Origin of the sequence: Micromonospora kangleipakensis (genome assembly GCF_004217615.1) — a bacterium.
In the GTDB taxonomy this organism is placed as follows: domain Bacteria; phylum Actinomycetota; class Actinomycetes; order Mycobacteriales; family Micromonosporaceae; genus Micromonospora; species Micromonospora kangleipakensis.
In genome coordinates this window covers 6318058-6334164 of record NZ_SHLD01000001.1, presented here as the reverse complement: position 1 = coordinate 6334164, position 16107 = coordinate 6318058, and the positions used below count along the sequence as shown (strand labels likewise).

The window sequence follows — 16107 nt, the reverse complement described above, 5'->3', positions numbered from 1 at the left end:
GCAGCATGTCCCGCGTGCCTCACCACCTCTCGCGCTGGACCGGCCTGGCGGGCTCGGTGCTGCTCGCGGTGGCCGCCTTCCTCGGCGGCGCGCTGCCCCACGGAGACCTGCGACCCACCCCGGTCAGCATCTGGCAGGGCCGGAACGGCCCGCTGATCATCGCGCTCTGGCTGGTCGGTACCGGGTTGCTGGCCTGGGCTTGGTGGTCGCTGCGCGACCGGGTGCCGTCGACCCGCTGGGCGCTGGTCACGATCGCGCTCTGGCTGCTGCCGATGCTGGTCACCCCGCCGCTCGGCAGCCGGGACGTGTACGCGTACGCCTGCCAGGGGGCCAGCTACGGCGGCGGGATCAACCCGTACGAACAGGGGGTGTCCGCCCTGCCCTGCCCGTGGCTGGACACCATCTCGTACATCTGGCGGGACACGGCGGCGCCGTACGGGCCGCTCTTCGTGGTGCTCGCCGGGGCGGTCGTCGCGGCGACCGGGTCGCTGGTCGGCAGCATCGTGCTCTTCCGGCTGGCCGCGGTGGCCGGGGTGGCGCTGACCGCGTGGTGCCTGCCGGTGCTGGCCCGCCGCTGCGGGGTACCGCCGCAACGGGCGCTCTGGCTGGCGCTGGCCTGCCCGCTGGTGCCGGTACACCTGGTCTCCGGCGCGCACAACGACGCGCTGATGGTGGGCCTGCTCATCGCCGGGCTGGCGGTGGTGGCCTCCCGGCCGGGTCGCCCGCTGCCGCTGCTGGGCGGCGGGCTGCTGCTGGGGCTGGCCGCCGGGCTCAAGGTCACCGCGCTGGTCGTGGTGCCCTTCGCCGCGCTGGCCGCGATCGCCGGGCCGTTCCGGTTCCGCGCGCTGCTCCGCGACGGCACGTGGGTGGTCGGGGCGGCGGTGGCCACGGTGGTCGGGGTGACCCTCGCCGCCGGGCTGGACTTCGGCTGGATCACCGGTCTGGAGCAGGGCAACCTGGTCATCGCCTGGACCTCGCCGTCGACCGCGGTCGGGCAGACCGTCGGCTACGTCGCGGCGCTCTTCGGCGCGCACGTCGACGCGCTGCCGGTGACCCGGGCGATCGGGGTGCTGGTGCTCGTCGTGCTGCTGGTCTGGCTCTGGTGGCGGGCCCGCCACCGGGACCCGCTCTGGCACGCCGGCCTGGCGCTGGCCGCCACGGTGGCGCTCTCCCCGCTCTTCCACCCCTGGTACTGGATGTGGCCGCTGGCGGTGCTCGCGGCGACCGCCCGGCGCACCGGCTGGTTCACGGTCGTCGCGCTGGTGTCGTCGTTCCTGGTCCTGGCGGACGGCACCGGCCTGCCCCGGTTCACCAAGATGCCCGGCGCACCCCTGATGACGCTGTTGGTGATCGTGGTGGTCGTCCGGTTGGTACGGTCGGCTCGGGCGGCCCGCCAGCCGGCCCCCGCCGACTGAGGAGAGGTGCCGGTGGCCGATCCGGACGCGGCCGACCGGCCCGGACGAGCCCGGTCCGCGCGGTACGCCGGCCTGGTCGGGGCGACCCTGCTGACCGTCGCCGGCTGGCTCGGCGGGGCGCTGCCCGACGCCCCCGCCACCACCCCGGTCGGCATCTGGCGCGGCCCGCACGGGCCGCTGGTCCTCGGCTGCTGGCTGGTCGGCACGGTCCTGCTGGTGGGCGCCTGGTGGGCGCTGCGGCGGGGCGCGCCGTCGACCCGGTGGGCGTACCTGACCGCCGGGCTCTGGCTGCTGCCGCTGCTGGCCGCGCCGCCGCTGGGCAGCCGCGACGTCTACTCGTACGTCTGCCAGGGCTGGTCGTGGACGCACGGCGCCGATCCGTACCGGGTCGGGGTGGCGGCGGCCGGCTGCCCGTGGACGGACGCGGTGCCGCCGCTCTGGCGGGACACCCCGGCGCCGTACGGGCCGTTCTTCGTGCTGCTGGCCGGGCTGGCGGTCGCGCTCGGCGGTGGTCTGGTCGGGGCGGTCGTGCTGCTGCGGGTCCTCGCGGTGGCGGGGCTGCTGCTGGCCGCGCTCTGCCTGCCCGGGCTGGCCCGGGCCGTCGGCGTGCCGACCCGGCGGGCGGCCTGGCTGGCGCTGGCCTGCCCGCTGGTCGGCGTGCATCTGGTCGCCGGCGCGCACAACGACGCGCTGCTGCTCGGCCTGCTCCTGTTCGGCCTGCTGGTGCTGGTCCGCCGGCCCGGCGGGCCGCGGGCGCTGCTGGTGGCCGGGGTGCTGCTCGGGCTGGCGGTGGCGGTGAAGGCGGTCGCGGTGGTGGTGCTCCCGTTCGCGGCGCTCGCCGCGGTGCTGGGCCACTACACGCCGCGCGCGCTGCTGCGGGCCGCGGCCTGGCTGGCCGGGGGAGTGGTCGGCGCACTGCTGGTCACCTCCCTGGTCACCGGGCTCGGCGTCGGCTGGGTGGGTGGGCTGGCCCGCAGCGGCGACTCGGAGCAGTGGACCTCGCCGCCGACCGCGGTGGGCTTCGTCGTCGACTACGCCGGTGCGCTGGTCGGTCGGGAGCCGCACGCGGTGCCGGTGGCCCGCCTGGTCGCGCTGCTGGTGCTGACGGTGCTGCTCGTCGCGCTCTGGTGGTGGGCCTGGTCGGCGCTGCGACGGCTGAACGACGTACGGCAGCGGGTGGCCTGGCTGGCCGCCGCCCGGCCCCGGGTGGCCCTGACCGGGGCGGGCCTGGCGTTGGCCGCCACCGTGCTGCTCGCCCCGGTCTTCCACCCCTGGTACGCCACCTGGCCGCTGGCCGTGCTGTCGGTGGCCACGGTTCCGGTGGCGCGGACGACCTGGTTCGTGCTGCCCTGCGCGGTGGTCTGCTTCCTCGCCCTGCCGGACGGCACCAACCTGGCCCGGTTCACCAAGGCCCCGGGCGCGATCGCGATGACCGCCCTGGTGGTGGCGCTCGGGGTGTGGGCGGTCCGGGTGGCGCTGGCCCGACGCGCGCGCCCGGCCTGATCGGGGCGAAGTGCTTGACGGCGGGCCCCGATCGGCATACGTTTAACGCATCCGTTAATTAACGAGGTGGTTACGAAAGTGGCAGACGATCGGCTCAGCGTCATCTTCGCGGCGCTGGCGGACCCCACCCGCCGGGCGATCCTGGCCCGGCTGGCCGAGGGCGACGCCACCGTCACGGAGCTCGCCGAGCCGTTCGCGATCAGCCTCCCGGCCATCTCGCGGCACCTCAAGGTGCTGGAGAACGCCGGGTTGATCACCCGGGCCCGCAGCGCCCAGTGGCGCTCCAGCAGTCTCAACCCCGAGCCGCTTCGCGAGGCGACGGCCTGGATGGAGCGCTACCGGCAGTTCTGGGACACGAACTTCGACCGGCTCGACGCACACCTCAAGCGGATGCAGGCACAGGCCGAGCAGCACGAGCAGTGACAGAGAGGACAGCACCATGAGCGAGACCACGGCGGCCCAGGAGCTCGTCATCACCCGCGTCTTCGACGCCCCGCGCGAGCTGGTCTACCGCGCGTTCACCGACCCGGACCAGCTCGCCCAGTGGTTCGGCCCGGTCGGCTGGTCGGTGCCCCGGGACACCGTCGACATCGACGCCCGGGTCGGTGGACACCAGCGCTTCACCATGGTCAATGACGCCGACCCGAGCATGACGTCCCCGGCCGACGGCACCTTCAGCGAGGTGGTCGAGAACGAGCTGCTGGTCGGCTACGAGGAGGTCAAGGGCGTCCCCGGGTTCCCCGACGGCACGCGGCTGACCGTGCGGCTGGAGTTCCACGAGGAGCCCGGCGGCAAGACCCGGCTGGTGCTGCGGCAGGGCCCGTTCGACCCGGCCGTCCGGGCGGACGCCGAGGAGGGCTGGGGCAGCTCCTTCACCAAGCTGGACGCGCTGCTCGCCCGCTGACGGGAGCACGAAATGGCCGGGCCGGCCCCGCTGTCGCGGAGCCGGCCCGGCCGGGTGCTGGTGGAGCTGGTCAGCAGTCGAAGTACATGGCGAACTCGTGCGGGGTCGGGCGCAGGCGCACCGGGTCGACCTCGTTGGCCCGCTTCCAACCCACCCAGGTCGAGATGAGGTCCGGGGTGAACACACCGCCGTCGAGCAGGTAGTCGTGGTCGGCCTCGAGCGCGGTGAGCACCTCGGGCAGCGAGCCCGGGACCTGCTTGACGTCGCCCCACTCCTCCGGCGGCAGGTCGTACAGGTCCTTGTCGATCGGCGCCGGCGGCTCGATCTTGTTCTTGATGCCGTCCAGGCCGGCCATCATCATCGCCGAGAAGGCGAGGTACGGGTTGCTGGACGGGTCCGGCACCCGGAACTCGACCCGCTTGGCCTTCGGGTTGCTGCCGGTGACCGGGATGCGGGTGCAGGCGGACCGGTTGCGCTGCGAGTAGACCAGGTTGACCGGCGCCTCGAAGCCCGGCACCAGGCGGCGGTACGAGTTGACCGTCGGGTTGGTGAAGGCGAGCAGCGACGGCGCGTGGTGCAGCAGGCCGCCGATGTACCAGCGGGCGGTGTCCGACAGGCCAGCGTAGCCGGTCTCGTCGTAGAACAGCGGCTCGCCGTTCAGCCAGAGGCTCTGGTGGGTGTGCATGCCGGAGCCGTTGTCGCCAAAGAGCGGCTTCGGCATGAACGTCGCGGTCTTGCCGTTGGCCCACGCCTCGTTCTTCACGATGTACTTGAAGAGCTGGAGCTGGTCGGCGGAGTGCAGCAGGGTGGAGAACTTGTAGTTGATCTCCGACTGGCCGGCGGTGCCCACCTCGTGGTGCGAGCGCTCCACGGTGAACCCGGTGTCGACCAGGCGCCGCACGATCGAGTCACGCAGGTCGGCGTAGTGGTCCACCGGCGGCACCGGGAAGTAGCCGCCCTTGTACGCGGTCTTGTAGCCGCGGTTGCCGCCCTCCTCCTCCCGGCCGGAGTTCCAGGCGCCCTCGATCGAGTCGATGTAGTAGAACGACTGGTGCGCGGAGGTCTCGTGGCGGATCGAGTCGAAGATGTAGAACTCCGCCTCGGCGCCGAAGTACGCGGTGTCGGCGATGCCGCTCGCCGCCAGGTAGGCCTCGGCCTTCTTCGCCACGTTCCGCGGGTCCCGGGAGTACGCCTCGCGGGTGAACGGGTCGTGGATGAAGAAGTTCAGCGCGAGGGTCTTCTGCGCGCGGAACGGGTCGATGAAGGCGGTCGCGACGTCCGGGAGCAGGAGCATGTCCGACTCGTGGATCGCCTGGAAGCCACGGATCGACGAGCCGTCGAACGCGAGGCCGTCGGTGAAGAGTGCGTCGTCGACGGACTCGACCGGCAGATTGAAGTGCTGCATCACGCCGGGCAGGTCACAGAAACGTACGTCGACGAACTTCACGTCCTCGTTCTTGAGGTATCGCAGGAGTTCCTCGGGATTGGCGAACACACGTCCTCCTGGCACGTCCACGGGGTGGCTAGGCTCCTGGCGACGCTATGACCGTGCGGTTGCCCGGCGGTGTCTCCCCTGTTTCCGCCGTGTTACGTCCCTCGCGGAGCGTCATCCCGGCCGCTCAGTCACCTCTGGTTCTCCGTTCGGACCATACCGGCTGTAAGGGGTGTCGCGCCAATTGACACCCTTGGTCCGATTTGACGGGGAGAGCGCATCCGGACCCGCCCCCGCCGCTGGCTACCCTTGACCGCTGTGACCAACCCGAATGCCCCGGCGCCGGCGCCGCCCGCCACAGACCCCGACTTCACCCCGCCGAGCCTCGGTCGCCGCTTCGGCGCGCTGGTCATCGACTGGGTGCTCTGCCTGCTGGCGTCCAGGTTCTTCGCCGACCCGGTCCGCGACGGCTGGGCCCCGGTGCTGGTCCTCGTCCTGGAGTACGGCTTCTTCCTCGGCCTCTTCGCCCAGACCCCCGGGATGTACATCACCCGGATCCGCTGCGTCGCCTGGTCCGACGGCGGCCGGATCGGCCTGGTCCGCGCCCTGTTCCGCGGCCTCCTGCTCGCCCTGGTCGTCCCCGCCCTGATCATGGACGAACACCGCCGCGGCCTCCACGACCGCCTCACCAACTCCGTCATCACCCCCGCCCCCCGCCCCTGACCCCCCTTCACCCCCGCGATCTTGCACTTGCGGCCCGGACCAAAGGCGCGAAACGGGACAGAGTCCGGGCCCCAACCGCAAGATCGACGGGGAGAGGGTGCGGGGGCGCGGGACGAGAAGAGCCGGGCCCGTCAGGGCCCGGCTCTTTCGCGCGTAAGACGGGGGGTTAGCGGCCCCGGGTCTGGCGGAAGGCGCCGCGTGGGGGGCGCATGTTCTTGGGGATCGCGCCCTTGGGCATTTGCGGGCGGGCGGTGAGCGCCTTGAGTCGCTTGTCCAGGGCGTTGACGTCCTTGGGGGCCAGCGAGCGGGGCAGCCGCATCAGGGTCATCCGCAGCTTGCGGATCGGCAGCTCACCCTCGCCCTGGCCGATCACGTAGTCGTGCAGCGGGGCGGAGCCGATCACCTTGGCCAGCCGGCGCTTCTCCTGGCCCAGCAGGCCGCGCACCCGCTGCGGGTTTCCCTCCGCCAGCAGGATCACGCCGGGGCGGCCGATCACCAGGTGCACCATGTCCATCTGGGTGGTGGAGCTGACCGCCGGCGTCACCCGCCAGTCGCCGCGCATGCTCTCCATGATCTGCGCCGCCGCGCCCGGCTGGCCCTCGGCGGCGTTCATCATCGCCTTGTTGGACCGCAGGTTCAGCACGATCAGCACGGCGAGCAGGATGAACAGGATGCCGATCGGCAGCCAGATCCAGCCCCAGAGGATCACCGCGACCACGGTGAGCGCGAGCGGGATCAGCACCGCCGCGGCGGTCAGCGGCGCGAACCACCGGTCCTGCTTGGCGGTGAACTGGAACACCATCCCGATCTGCTTCAGCCGCTGGCCGAACGAGACCTTCTCCTGGGGCTTTGCCATGCCGAAGAGTCTAGTGGTCCGCGCCCGCCCCGTTGATCCGCGGCCGGCCCCTCCGCCCGGCGGGCTGAGTACCTTACGTCGCCACCCGGCCGCTGAGGCCCCTCGGTAAGGAGGGGGAGGGGGTGAAGATCAGGCGGCGGACCCATGCCCCGGGGCCACCTTCGCGCGGAAAGTGAATCTCGACAGCGAAACGACACCGCACGACAGGGGAACCGAGATGTTCGGCAACGACGCAGACTTCCTGCTCACCATCCACCGTACGCACGCCTCCGAGCTGCAGGCCGACGCGGCAGCGGACCGGCTCGCCCGGGCGCTGCCCCGCCGCCACCCGCGCGGCTGGCTGAGCCGGCGCACCCACACCGCCCGCGCCGTCGACACCCGCCGGTGACCGCCACCGCGCTGCCGACGCCGGCCGCCGGCGGGGGCGCCCCCGCGCCGGGGGCGCCCACCGGCCCCGGCCCGACGAGGCCGGGCGGCTCGGCGGCGGTCGACCGGAACGCCCGACCGGCCGCCACGGGGGCGGCCGGTCCGGGCCCGGCGAACGCCGACGGCCCGCCGCCCCGGCCGGCCTCCACCGTCGACCGGTCGCCGGCCGGCCCGGCGCCCGCCGGCACCGGCGAACGGCCCGGGGACCGGCCGGTCGGCGGGGCCGCCGCGGGCGGCGGTCATGGCATGCTCGGTGTCGTGACCGCACGCGCCGCCAGCACCGTCCTCGTCGGCCGCCAGCCGGAGCTGGCGGCGCTGCGCGACGCGCTCGTCCGGGCCCGCGCCGGCGAACCCACCACCGTCCTGGTCGGCGGCGAGGCCGGCGTCGGCAAGACCCGGCTGCTGGAGGAGTTCGGCGGCCTGGCCAGCACCGCCGGGGCACGCGTCCTGGTCGGCCAGTGCCTGGAGCTGGGTGAGGCCGGCCTGCCCTTCGCGCCGTTCGCCGCGGCGCTGCGGGAGGTGCTGCGCCGCGACGGCGCGGACGTCTTCTCCGGGTACGAGCCGGAGTTCGCCCGGCTGCTGCCGGAGCTGGCCCGGGTGCCGGCCGGGGTCGCCGCGCCGACCGGCCTGCCCGTCTCGGACACCCCGCGCGGCTACCTCTTCGACCTGGTCGCTGACCTCTTCCAGCGGCTCGCCACCGGGCAGCCTCTGGTCCTGGTGATCGAGGACCTGCACTGGGCCGACCGGTCCACCCGGGACCTGATCGCTTTCCTGGTCCGGGCGGCCCGGACCGCGCGGCTGCTGCTGATCTGCACCTACCGCACCGACGAGCTGCACCGCGGCCACCCGCTGCGGCCCTTCCTCGCCGAGCTGGACCGCGCCCGCGGCGTCGAACGCGTCGAGCTGGGCCGGCTCGACCGGGACGGCACCGGCGCCATCCTGGCCGACCTGCTCGGCGCCGAGCCCGCTCCCCGGGCCGTCGACGACGTGCACGACCGGACCCAGGGCAACCCCTTCTTCATCGAGGAGCTGGCCGCCGCGGGCGACCCGGTGGGCTGCGCCGCGCTGCCGGAGACCCTGCGTGACCTGCTGCTCGCCCGGGTCGACCGGCTGCCCGACCCGGCCCAGCGGGTGCTGCGCATCGCCGCTGCCGGCGGCACCCGCTTCGCCCACCAGCTCCTCGCCGAGGTCGCCGGGCTGCCCGAGTCCGAGCTGGAGGACGCGCTGCGCGCCGCGGTGGCCGCCCAGCTCGTGGTGGCCGACCCCGACGGCGACTACGAGTTCCGCCACGCGCTGGTCCGCGAGGCCGTCCACGACGAGCTGCTCCCCGGCGAGCACGCCCGGCTGCACGCCCGCTACGCCGCCGCGATCGAGGCGCAGCCGCACCTGGTGGCCGCCGGTCGCGCCCCGGCCGAGATCGCCCACCACTGGTACGCCGCGCACGACCACCCCCGCGCCCTGGTCGCCGCCCGCGCCGCGGCTTGCGCCGCCGCCGACCGGTACGCGTACGCGGAGCAGAGCCGGCTGCTGGAACGGGTGCTGGAGCTGTGGGAGCTGGTGCCCGACGCCGCCGACCGGCTCGGCATGGACCACCTCCGGGTGCTCGAGGAGACCCTGTCCGCCGCCACCACCGCCGGCGACTCCAGCCGCGCCGTCACCCTCACCCGGGCCGCGCTGGCCGAGGTGGACACCGCCGCCGAGCCGCTGCGCGCCGCCCGCCTGCTCGACCGGCGGGGGCGGCTGCTGGCGCTGCTCGGCAAGAGCGACGGCACCGCCGAGCTGCGCGAGGCGCACCGGCTGGCGGCCGGGGTGCCGGACGGCCCGGAGCGGGTCGGACTGCTCGCCGACATCGCCGCCCACCTGGCGAAGATCGATCCGGCGCAGGCCGCCTCGGTGGCCGCCGAGGCGATGGCCGCGGCCGAGCGGATCGGCGTGGACGTCGCGCTGCTGCCCACCCGGATCGCCCTGCTCTGCCGCACCGACAAGGCCCCCGACCTGGGACTGGCCGAGCTGCGCCGGGCGGAGGCCGCGGCCCGGGCCACCGGCAACGCCGCCGTCCTGGTCAGCGCCCTGGTCCACCTCTCCGACGTGCTCTTCGAGCTGGGCTGCTACTCCGAGTCGGAGCAGGCCGCCGCCGCCGGAGTGAGCGAGGCCCGCCGGGTCGGGATCAGCCGCTCCACCGGGGCGTACCTGCTGTCGAACCGGGCCGAGGCGCTGATCGCCCTGGGCCGCTGGGACGAGGCCGACGCGGCCTGCGCCGAGGCGGCCCGGATCGACCCGCCCGGCGTGTCCGGCCTGCACTGGCTCCAGCTCCGCGCCGGGCTGCGGCTGGCCCGGGCACACCCGGCCGCGGACGAGCTGGTCGGCCGCGCGCTCGCCTTCCTCGCCCGGCCGTACCTCTGGCCCAACCACCGGCTGCCGCTGCACGAGCTGCGCGTCGAGGCCGCGCTCGCCGCGGACGACAAGCTGGCGGCGGTGAAGGCGGCGCGTATCGCGCTGGCCGACGAGCGCCTGCCCGACCTGCCCCGGGAGGGGTGGCCGGTGCTCAGCGCCGTTGCCCGCGCCGCCGCCCTGGCCGGGGACGCCGACCTCGCCGCCGACGTGTCCACGATGGCCGCCGCCCTGCCCGCCCGCTATCCGGCGGAGCGGGCGCACGCCGCCCAGGTCACCGCGATCCTGGCGACCGGCGACGCGGCGCCGCCGGCCTGGCGGGCGGCGGTCGAGGCGTGGCGGGCGGCCGGGCAGCCGTACCCGCTGGGCCGGGCGCTGCTCGGGCTGGCCGAGGCGGCCGCCGCGGCCGGGGAGCGGGACGCGGTGGCCGCGGCGGTGCCGGAGGCCGCCGACCTCGCCGCCCGGCTCGGCGCGACGCCGCTGGCCGAGCAGGCCGCCGTCCTGGCCCGCCGGGTCGGGCTGCGCGGCGGTGGCCGTCCCGGCCCCGACCTGCTGACCAGCCGGGAGCAGGAGGTGCTGCGGCTGGTCGCCGAGGGGCACAGCAACAGCCGGATCGCCGAGCGGCTCTTCATCTCGCCGAAGACGGCCAGCGTGCACGTCTCCCGGATCATCGCGAAGCTGGACGTCACCAACCGGGTCGAGGCCGCCGCGCTGGCGTACCGCCTCGGCCTGCTGGACCGTCCCACCGTGACCGTCCCGCCACCGCGCGCCCGGTAGCCACCCGTCCCGGCCGCCCGCCTTGCGCCGGCGGTCAGCCACCGGGAGGCCAGCCGCGCGTGAAGGCATCCGCGCGGCAGGTCAGCCGCGCGCAGGCGGTCAGCCGCGGGGGAGGTAGACCCGCCAGCCCTGGACCGTGACCACGTCCAGCTCGCCGGGGTCCGGGCCGAGCCGCTGGTCGAGCCGGGCGGCCAGTGGCGAGCCGTCCGACGCCACCCAGGCCGCCCGGGGGTCGGCCTCCACCGCCCGCCGGTACGCGGGGTACCGGTCGAAGCCGGGGCGCAGTTCGTCGTCGACCACCGCGCAGACCACGTCCTCGCCGCTGGCGAAGGTGAGCCGGTTGCAGGTCCAGTAGCCGGCCCGCGCGTGCCGTACCCCCAGCCCGTCGAGGGTGTCGACCAGCGCGCGGTGCCGGTCGGCCTCGGCGTGGGTGGCCGGTACGGCCCCGGTGGCGGTGGCGGTGGCGAATGCCGCCGTGCCGAGCATGGCGGCCAGCACGGCGGCCGCCGTGCCCCGGGCGGCGGCCCGGCGGCCGGCCCGCGTGGCGGCCCGGAGTGGCCAGAGCAGGGCCGGGGTGGCGATCGCCAGGCAGGAGAGGTAGCGGGCGCTCTCCACCGGGGTCCGCCCGGCGGCACTGCTCGCCACGTACGCCCCGAGCACCGCCACCGCCCCCACCAGCAGCGCCAGCCGCACCGCCGCCGCGGCCCGCCGCCCGACGGCAGGATGCGCCGACGCCGACGCCGACGCCGACGCCGACGCCGACGCCGACGCCGACGCCGACGGCGGGAGTGGGTGGGGCGGTGACGAGGTGGCGGCCGGTGCGGGCGCGTGGAGGGCGCGCCAGGCGGAGAGCCCGGCGAGCAGCAGCAGGACGGGGAGCGCGACGGCCCACCAGAGCTGCCAGGTGGCACAGTGGCCCGGCGAACAGAAGCCCATGCCGAGCGGCGGTCCCAGCACGAGCCCGCCGTGCAGCCGCTCGCCCCAGCCGGCCGCCGCGTCCCCGCCGCTCGCCGAGAGAACGGCGGCGAAGGGGTTCCGCCCGTGCCGGAGGCTGTCGAGCAGCATCGGCGCCGCGCCGAGCAGGGTCGCCGCCAGCGCCACGACGCCGGCCCGGCCGGCCAGCTCCCGCCGCCGCCACGCCACGAGCACCGCGCCGGTGCCGCCGATGTACGGCAGCAGCAGCGGATCGACCCAGAGCATCAGCCCGGAGATCAGCCCCCACGCCGCCCACCGGGGCAGCCGGGCGCCCGGCCGGCCGGCGCAGAGGTCCAGGGTGAGCAGGGCCAGCGCGACGCCGGCCGGGTTCAGCTCGGGGTAGCCGCCGCCGGCGATCAACTGGTTCTTGACGATCCGGTCGGAGCCGAGCGCGAGGAGGCCGACGACCAGCAGGGCGAACCAGCGGTCCCCGCCGAGCCGCCGGGTCAGCCGCCAGACGAGGAGGAGGAAGAGCGCGTAGAGCGCGAGGGTGGGCAGCCGCAGCGCGAGCACCGACGGCCCGGTCAGTGCGAGCAGCGGCGCGGCCAGGTACGCCTCCAGCGTGCCCATGTACGCCTGCCCGTAGAACCAGACCGGGAAGTCCTGCCCGCGGGCGATGTGCAGGGCGGCGAGCCCCATCGTCGCCTCGTCGCTGTTGGTCGGCGGCGCGTCGGCCAGCAGCAGGGCGAGCCGGTAGCCGACCCCGGCGACGCCGACGAGCAGGGCGAGCAGCACCGGCAGCCGGGGACGCCGGGGCGTACGCGGGCGGACTGCCCCACGCGGCTCCTGGCGTACCCCGGCGGTCATACCTGTGATCATGGCATCCGGGCACGGGCGGACGGCCGGTGACGCGGCATCTCCCCGGCCTCAGCCGGCGGCCACGACCCCCTCGCGGGCCTCCAGCGCCTGCTTGTAGAGCCGCCCGGCCCGGTACGACGAGCGGACCAGCGGGCCGCTCATCACGCCGGCGAAGCCGATCTCCTCGGCCTCCTCGCGCAGCTCGACGAACTCCTCCGGCTTGACCCAGCGGGTCACCGGGTGGTGCCGGGGGGACGGGCGCAGGTACTGCGTGATGGTGATCAGCTCGCAGCCGGCGTCGTGCAGGTCGCGCAGCGCCTGCGACACCTCTTCCCGCTCCTCGCCCATGCCCAGGATCAGGTTGCTCTTGGTGACCAGGCCGTCGGCGCGGGCCTGCCGGATCACGTCGAGGGACCGCTCGTAGCGGAACGCCGGCCGGATCCGCTTGAAGATCCGCGGCACGGTCTCGACGTTGTGCGCCAGCACCTCGGGACGGGAGCTGAACACCTCGGCGAGCTGCTCGGGGACCGCGTTGAAGTCGGGGATCAGCAGCTCCACGCCGCAGCCGGACTGCAGGGCGTGGATCTGCCGGACCGTCTCGGCGTAGAGCCAGGCGCCGCCGTCGGGCAGGTCGTCGCGGGCGACGCCGGTGATGGTGGCGTAGCGCAGCCCCATCGCGGCGACCGACTCGGCGACCCGGCGCGGCTCGTCGGCGTCGAACTCGGCCGGCTTGCCGGTGTCGATCTGGCAGAAGTCGCAGCGCCGGGTGCACTGGTCGCCACCGATGAGGAAGGTGGCCTCCCGGTCCTCCCAGCATTCGTAGATGTTGGGGCAGCCGGCCTCCTGGCACACGGTGTGCAGCCCCTCGCGCGAGACCAGCCCGCGCAGTTGGGTGTACTCCGGCCCCATCTTGGCCTTGACCTTGATCCACGGCGGCTTGCGCTCGATCGGCGTCTCGGCGTTGCGCGCCTCGATCCGCAGCATGCGCCGCCCCTCGGGGGCGACCGTCGCGGTGCGCGCAGCCTGCTCAGTCGTCGGCGCGGAGTGCTCGATGGTCACAAAAACGAGCCTACGCCCGACGGCGGCCGTCGATGAACGTCGGGCGACCGCCGTCACGCCGCAGATGTTGTGACACCGGACACCGAGGGCCGAAAAATCGTCGTCACACCCGCCCGGTCCGGTGCTAGCCTGCCCGGCAAAGCTGTGACGGAGCCGAGTAACGCACCGACCCGCCAGCGCAGAGAGCCGCCGGTTGCTGGAAGGCGGTCTGGCGCCGGGGCGCGAAGACCCTCCCGAGCTGCGGGAAGAACGGCGCGCCCGCGCGCCCAGTAGAGCCCGCCCGGCTGGCCCCGGTCATCAGGCGACGAACGAGGCTCCCGCCCAGGCGGGGGCGAAGGTGTGGTGGCACCGCGAGGTTCCCGCTCGCCCACACCTCCCGGGGCTGAGGCGATGCTTCGCCGCCCGAGGGCGGCGAAGGCGTTGCGATCGACCGAGGAGCAGCCCACCGTGCAACGCATCCTTTCCACCCAGCTCACCACCCATGTCGGCGAGACCGTGCGGATCGCCGGCTGGGTGCACCGCCGCCGGCTGCTCAAGTCGGTGGCCTTCCTGATCGTCCGGGACGCCGCCGGGCTGGCCCAGGTGGTCGTCACCGACCCGGCCGTCCGCGCCGAGCTCGAGCAGCTCACCGAGGAAACCGTCGTCGAGGTCACCGGCACGGTGGTCGCGAACGACACCGCGCCCGCCGGGGTCGAGCTGACCGACCCGGCGGTACGACCGCTCAGCCCGCCCGCCGTGCCGCCCCCGTTCGACCTGTACCGGCCGGCGCTCACCGCCACCCTGCCCACCCAGCTCGACAACGCCCCGACCGCGCTGCGGCACCCGTCCAGGTCGGCGGCGCTGCGGATCTCGGCGGCGGCGGTGGCCGGCTTCCGGGCGGCCCTGGACGCCCGCGACTTCGTCGAGATCCACACCCCGAAGGTGGTGGCCTCGTCCACCGAGAGCGGGGCGAACGTCTTCGCGCTGGACTGGTTCGGCCGGCCCGCGTACCTGGCCCAGTCGCCGCAGTTCTACAAGCAGCTCATGGTCGGCGTCTTCGAGCGGGTCTACGAGGTCGGGCCGGTGTTCCGGGCCGAGCCGCACGACACCGTCCGCCACCTGGCCCAGTACACCTCGCTCGACGCCGAGCTGGGCTTCGTCGCCGACCATCGGGACGTGATGCGGGTGCTCCGGCACACCCTCGCCGGGATGCTCGGCGCGGTGACCGAGCGGGCCGGCGGCGCGCTGGCCACGCTGGGGATCGAGGCGCCGGAGGTGCCGGCCGAGATCCCCGCCGTGCACTTCACCGAGGCGCTGAAGATCGCCGGGGCGCCGGCCGACGAGCCGGACCTCGCCCCGGCCCACGAGCGGGCGCTGGGGGAGTGGGCCCGGCGGGAGCACGGCTCCGAGTTCCTCTTCGTCACCGGGTACCCGATGGCGAAGCGGCCCTTCTACACCCACCCGGACCCGGCTCGGCCGGCGTACTCCAACGGGTTCGACCTGCTCTTCCGCGGCCTGGAGCTGGTCACCGGCGGGCAGCGGCTGCACCGGTACGACGACTACCTCGCCGCCCTCGCCGCGCGCGGCGAGCCGGTCGAGCCGTACGCCGGCTACGTGGACGCCTTCCGGCACGGCATGCCGCCGCACGGCGGCTTCGCCATCGGCCTGGAACGCTTCGTCGCCCGCCTCACCGGCGCGGCCAACGTCCGCGAGGTCACCGCCTTCCCCCGCGACCTGCACCGGCTGACGCCGTGACCCGGCCGGCGGTCCGCCCGCACCCGGGCGGGCCGCCGCGCCGTCAGGCGGGGCCGAGGAGGTCCCAGGGGTTGCCGGTGAGGTCGCGGAAGACCGCCACTCGGCCGTACGGCTCGGTGCGCGGGGGCTTCACGAACTCGACGTTCGCCTCCCGCATCCGACGGTAGGTGGCCTCGAAGTCGTCGACCCGGAGGAAGAAGCCGACCCGGCCGGCCGTCTGGTCGCCGACCGCCGCCTCCTGCCGCTCGCCGTCGGCGCGGGCCAGCAGCAGCCCCGTCCCGCCGCCCGGCGGGCGGACCACCACCCAGCGCTTCGGCCGCCCGTCGTTGGTCAGCGACGGCTTGTCCTCGACCAGCTCGAAGCCGAGCACCTCGGTGAAGAAGTCGATGGCCGAGTCGTAGTCGGCGACGACGAGGGTGACCAGATCGATGCGCACCCGGTCAGCCTTCGAGCGTGACGAGGGTGGGCAGGTGGCGCTCGACGACCGGGAGCACGTCGGCGACGGTGACCGGGCGGCCCAGCTCGGCGGTGAGCGAGGTGGTGCCCGCGTCCCGGATGCCGCACGGGACGATCCGGTCGTAGTACGACAGGTCGCAGTCGCAGTTGATCGAGAAGCCGTGCTGGGTGACCCCGCGGGCCACCCGGATGCCGATGGCGGCGACCTTGCGGGCCGGGCCGCGGTCGTCCTCCGGCACCCAGACGCCGCTGCGCCCCTCGACCCGGCCGGCGGTCAGCCCGAACTCGGCGCAGACGTCGATCAGCAGCTGCTCGGTGCGGCGCACGTAGGCGACCACGTCCACCGGGTCGGGCAGCTTGACGATCGGGTAGCCGACGAGCTGCCCCGGCCCGTGCCAGGTGATCTTGCCGCCGCGGTCCACGTCGACCACCGGGGTGCCGTCCATCGGGCGGTCCCACGGCTCGGTCCGCTTGCCGGCGGTGTAGACGCTGGGGTGCTCCAGCAGCAGTACGGTGTCGCCCTGCTCGCCGGCCACCACGGCCTCGTGCAGCCGGCGCTGCTCGTCCCAGGCGGCCTGGTAGTCGAGGAGCCCGGCCCGAACAGCGGTCACACCGGAAGTCGTCACGCTCACCCGTCCACCCTAGCCCCGCCGACCGC

General features: G+C 74.8%; 14 protein-coding genes. 8 read left to right on the top strand and 6 right to left on the bottom strand.

What is annotated here, in order from left to right; genetic code table 11:
- Positions 1 to 14: 14 nt before the first annotated feature.
- From mptB (EV384_RS30135) to EV384_RS30120, 4 genes are all read left to right on the top strand, one after another.
- Complete coding sequence (gene mptB, locus EV384_RS30135; RefSeq protein ID WP_207232514.1) at positions 15 to 1415, top strand: polyprenol phosphomannose-dependent alpha 1,6 mannosyltransferase MptB; 1401 nt, start codon at positions 15 to 17, stop codon at positions 1413 to 1415.
- A 6-nt stretch (positions 1416 to 1421) separates the two neighbouring features.
- Positions 1422 to 2918, top strand: coding sequence for a polyprenol phosphomannose-dependent alpha 1,6 mannosyltransferase MptB (gene mptB / locus EV384_RS30130; RefSeq protein ID WP_423202928.1), 1497 nt, complete (start codon positions 1422 to 1424; stop codon positions 2916 to 2918).
- A 78-nt stretch (positions 2919 to 2996) separates the two neighbouring features.
- Complete coding sequence (locus EV384_RS30125; RefSeq protein ID WP_130338664.1) at positions 2997 to 3341, top strand: ArsR/SmtB family transcription factor; 345 nt, start codon at positions 2997 to 2999, stop codon at positions 3339 to 3341.
- Between the two features lie 16 nt (positions 3342 to 3357).
- Positions 3358 to 3822, top strand: a complete 465-nt coding sequence (locus EV384_RS30120) for an SRPBCC family protein (RefSeq protein WP_130338662.1) — start codon at positions 3358 to 3360, stop codon at positions 3820 to 3822.
- A 70-nt stretch (positions 3823 to 3892) separates the two neighbouring features.
- On the opposite strand, the gene glnA is transcribed toward EV384_RS30120, so the two are convergent.
- Entirely contained in the window at positions 3893 to 5317 is a 1425-nt protein-coding gene (gene glnA, locus EV384_RS30115; protein WP_130338660.1) for a type I glutamate--ammonia ligase, read from the bottom strand.
- A 255-nt stretch (positions 5318 to 5572) separates the two neighbouring features.
- Here glnA and EV384_RS30110 point away from each other — a divergent pair, with 255 nt between their 5' ends.
- Complete coding sequence (locus tag EV384_RS30110; protein ID WP_278045654.1) at positions 5573 to 5977, top strand: RDD family protein; 405 nt, start codon at positions 5573 to 5575, stop codon at positions 5975 to 5977.
- A gap of 166 nt (positions 5978 to 6143) precedes the next feature.
- Here EV384_RS30110 and EV384_RS30105 read toward each other — a convergent pair whose 3' ends face one another.
- Complete coding sequence (locus tag EV384_RS30105; RefSeq protein ID WP_130338656.1) at positions 6144 to 6833, bottom strand: DUF4191 domain-containing protein; 690 nt, start codon at positions 6831 to 6833, stop codon at positions 6144 to 6146.
- Between the two features lie 217 nt (positions 6834 to 7050).
- Between EV384_RS30105 and EV384_RS35180 the strand changes: the two genes are divergently transcribed.
- Positions 7051 to 7221 (top strand): hypothetical protein, encoded by a 171-nt coding sequence (locus EV384_RS35180; RefSeq protein ID WP_165440113.1) that lies wholly within the window; start codon positions 7051 to 7053, stop codon positions 7219 to 7221.
- The gene (locus tag EV384_RS30100; RefSeq protein WP_242624365.1) at positions 7218 to 10427 is read left to right on the top strand and encodes a helix-turn-helix transcriptional regulator; all 3210 of its coding nucleotides are present in this window, start codon (positions 7218 to 7220) and stop codon (positions 10425 to 10427) included. Before EV384_RS35180 ends, EV384_RS30100 begins: the two co-directional genes overlap by 4 nt.
- Positions 10428 to 10526: 99 nt before the next feature.
- On the opposite strand, the gene EV384_RS30095 is transcribed toward EV384_RS30100, so the two are convergent.
- Both EV384_RS30095 and lipA read right to left on the bottom strand, forming a co-directional pair.
- Positions 10527 to 12209 (bottom strand): DUF423 domain-containing protein, encoded by a 1683-nt coding sequence (locus EV384_RS30095; RefSeq protein ID WP_130338654.1) that lies wholly within the window; start codon positions 12207 to 12209, stop codon positions 10527 to 10529.
- Positions 12210 to 12269: 60 nt separating this feature from the next.
- Positions 12270 to 13316: a lipoyl synthase gene (lipA, locus tag EV384_RS30090; RefSeq protein WP_207232513.1), complete on the bottom strand. Its 1047-nt coding sequence runs from the start codon at positions 13314 to 13316 to the stop codon at positions 12270 to 12272.
- A gap of 390 nt (positions 13317 to 13706) precedes the next feature.
- Between lipA and aspS the strand changes: the two genes are divergently transcribed.
- Positions 13707 to 14993 (top strand): aspartate--tRNA(Asn) ligase, encoded by a 1287-nt coding sequence (aspS, locus tag EV384_RS30085; RefSeq protein WP_130338650.1) that lies wholly within the window; start codon positions 13707 to 13709, stop codon positions 14991 to 14993.
- Positions 14994 to 15036: 43 nt separating this feature from the next.
- Here the strand turns inward: aspS and EV384_RS30080 are convergent, their stop codons facing one another.
- Positions 15037 to 15429, bottom strand: coding sequence for a VOC family protein (locus EV384_RS30080; RefSeq protein ID WP_130338648.1), 393 nt, complete (start codon positions 15427 to 15429; stop codon positions 15037 to 15039).
- Between the two features lie 4 nt (positions 15430 to 15433).
- Complete coding sequence (gene lipB / locus EV384_RS30075; RefSeq protein ID WP_130338646.1) at positions 15434 to 16081, bottom strand: lipoyl(octanoyl) transferase LipB; 648 nt, start codon at positions 16079 to 16081, stop codon at positions 15434 to 15436.
- Positions 16082 to 16107 lie beyond the last annotated feature (26 nt).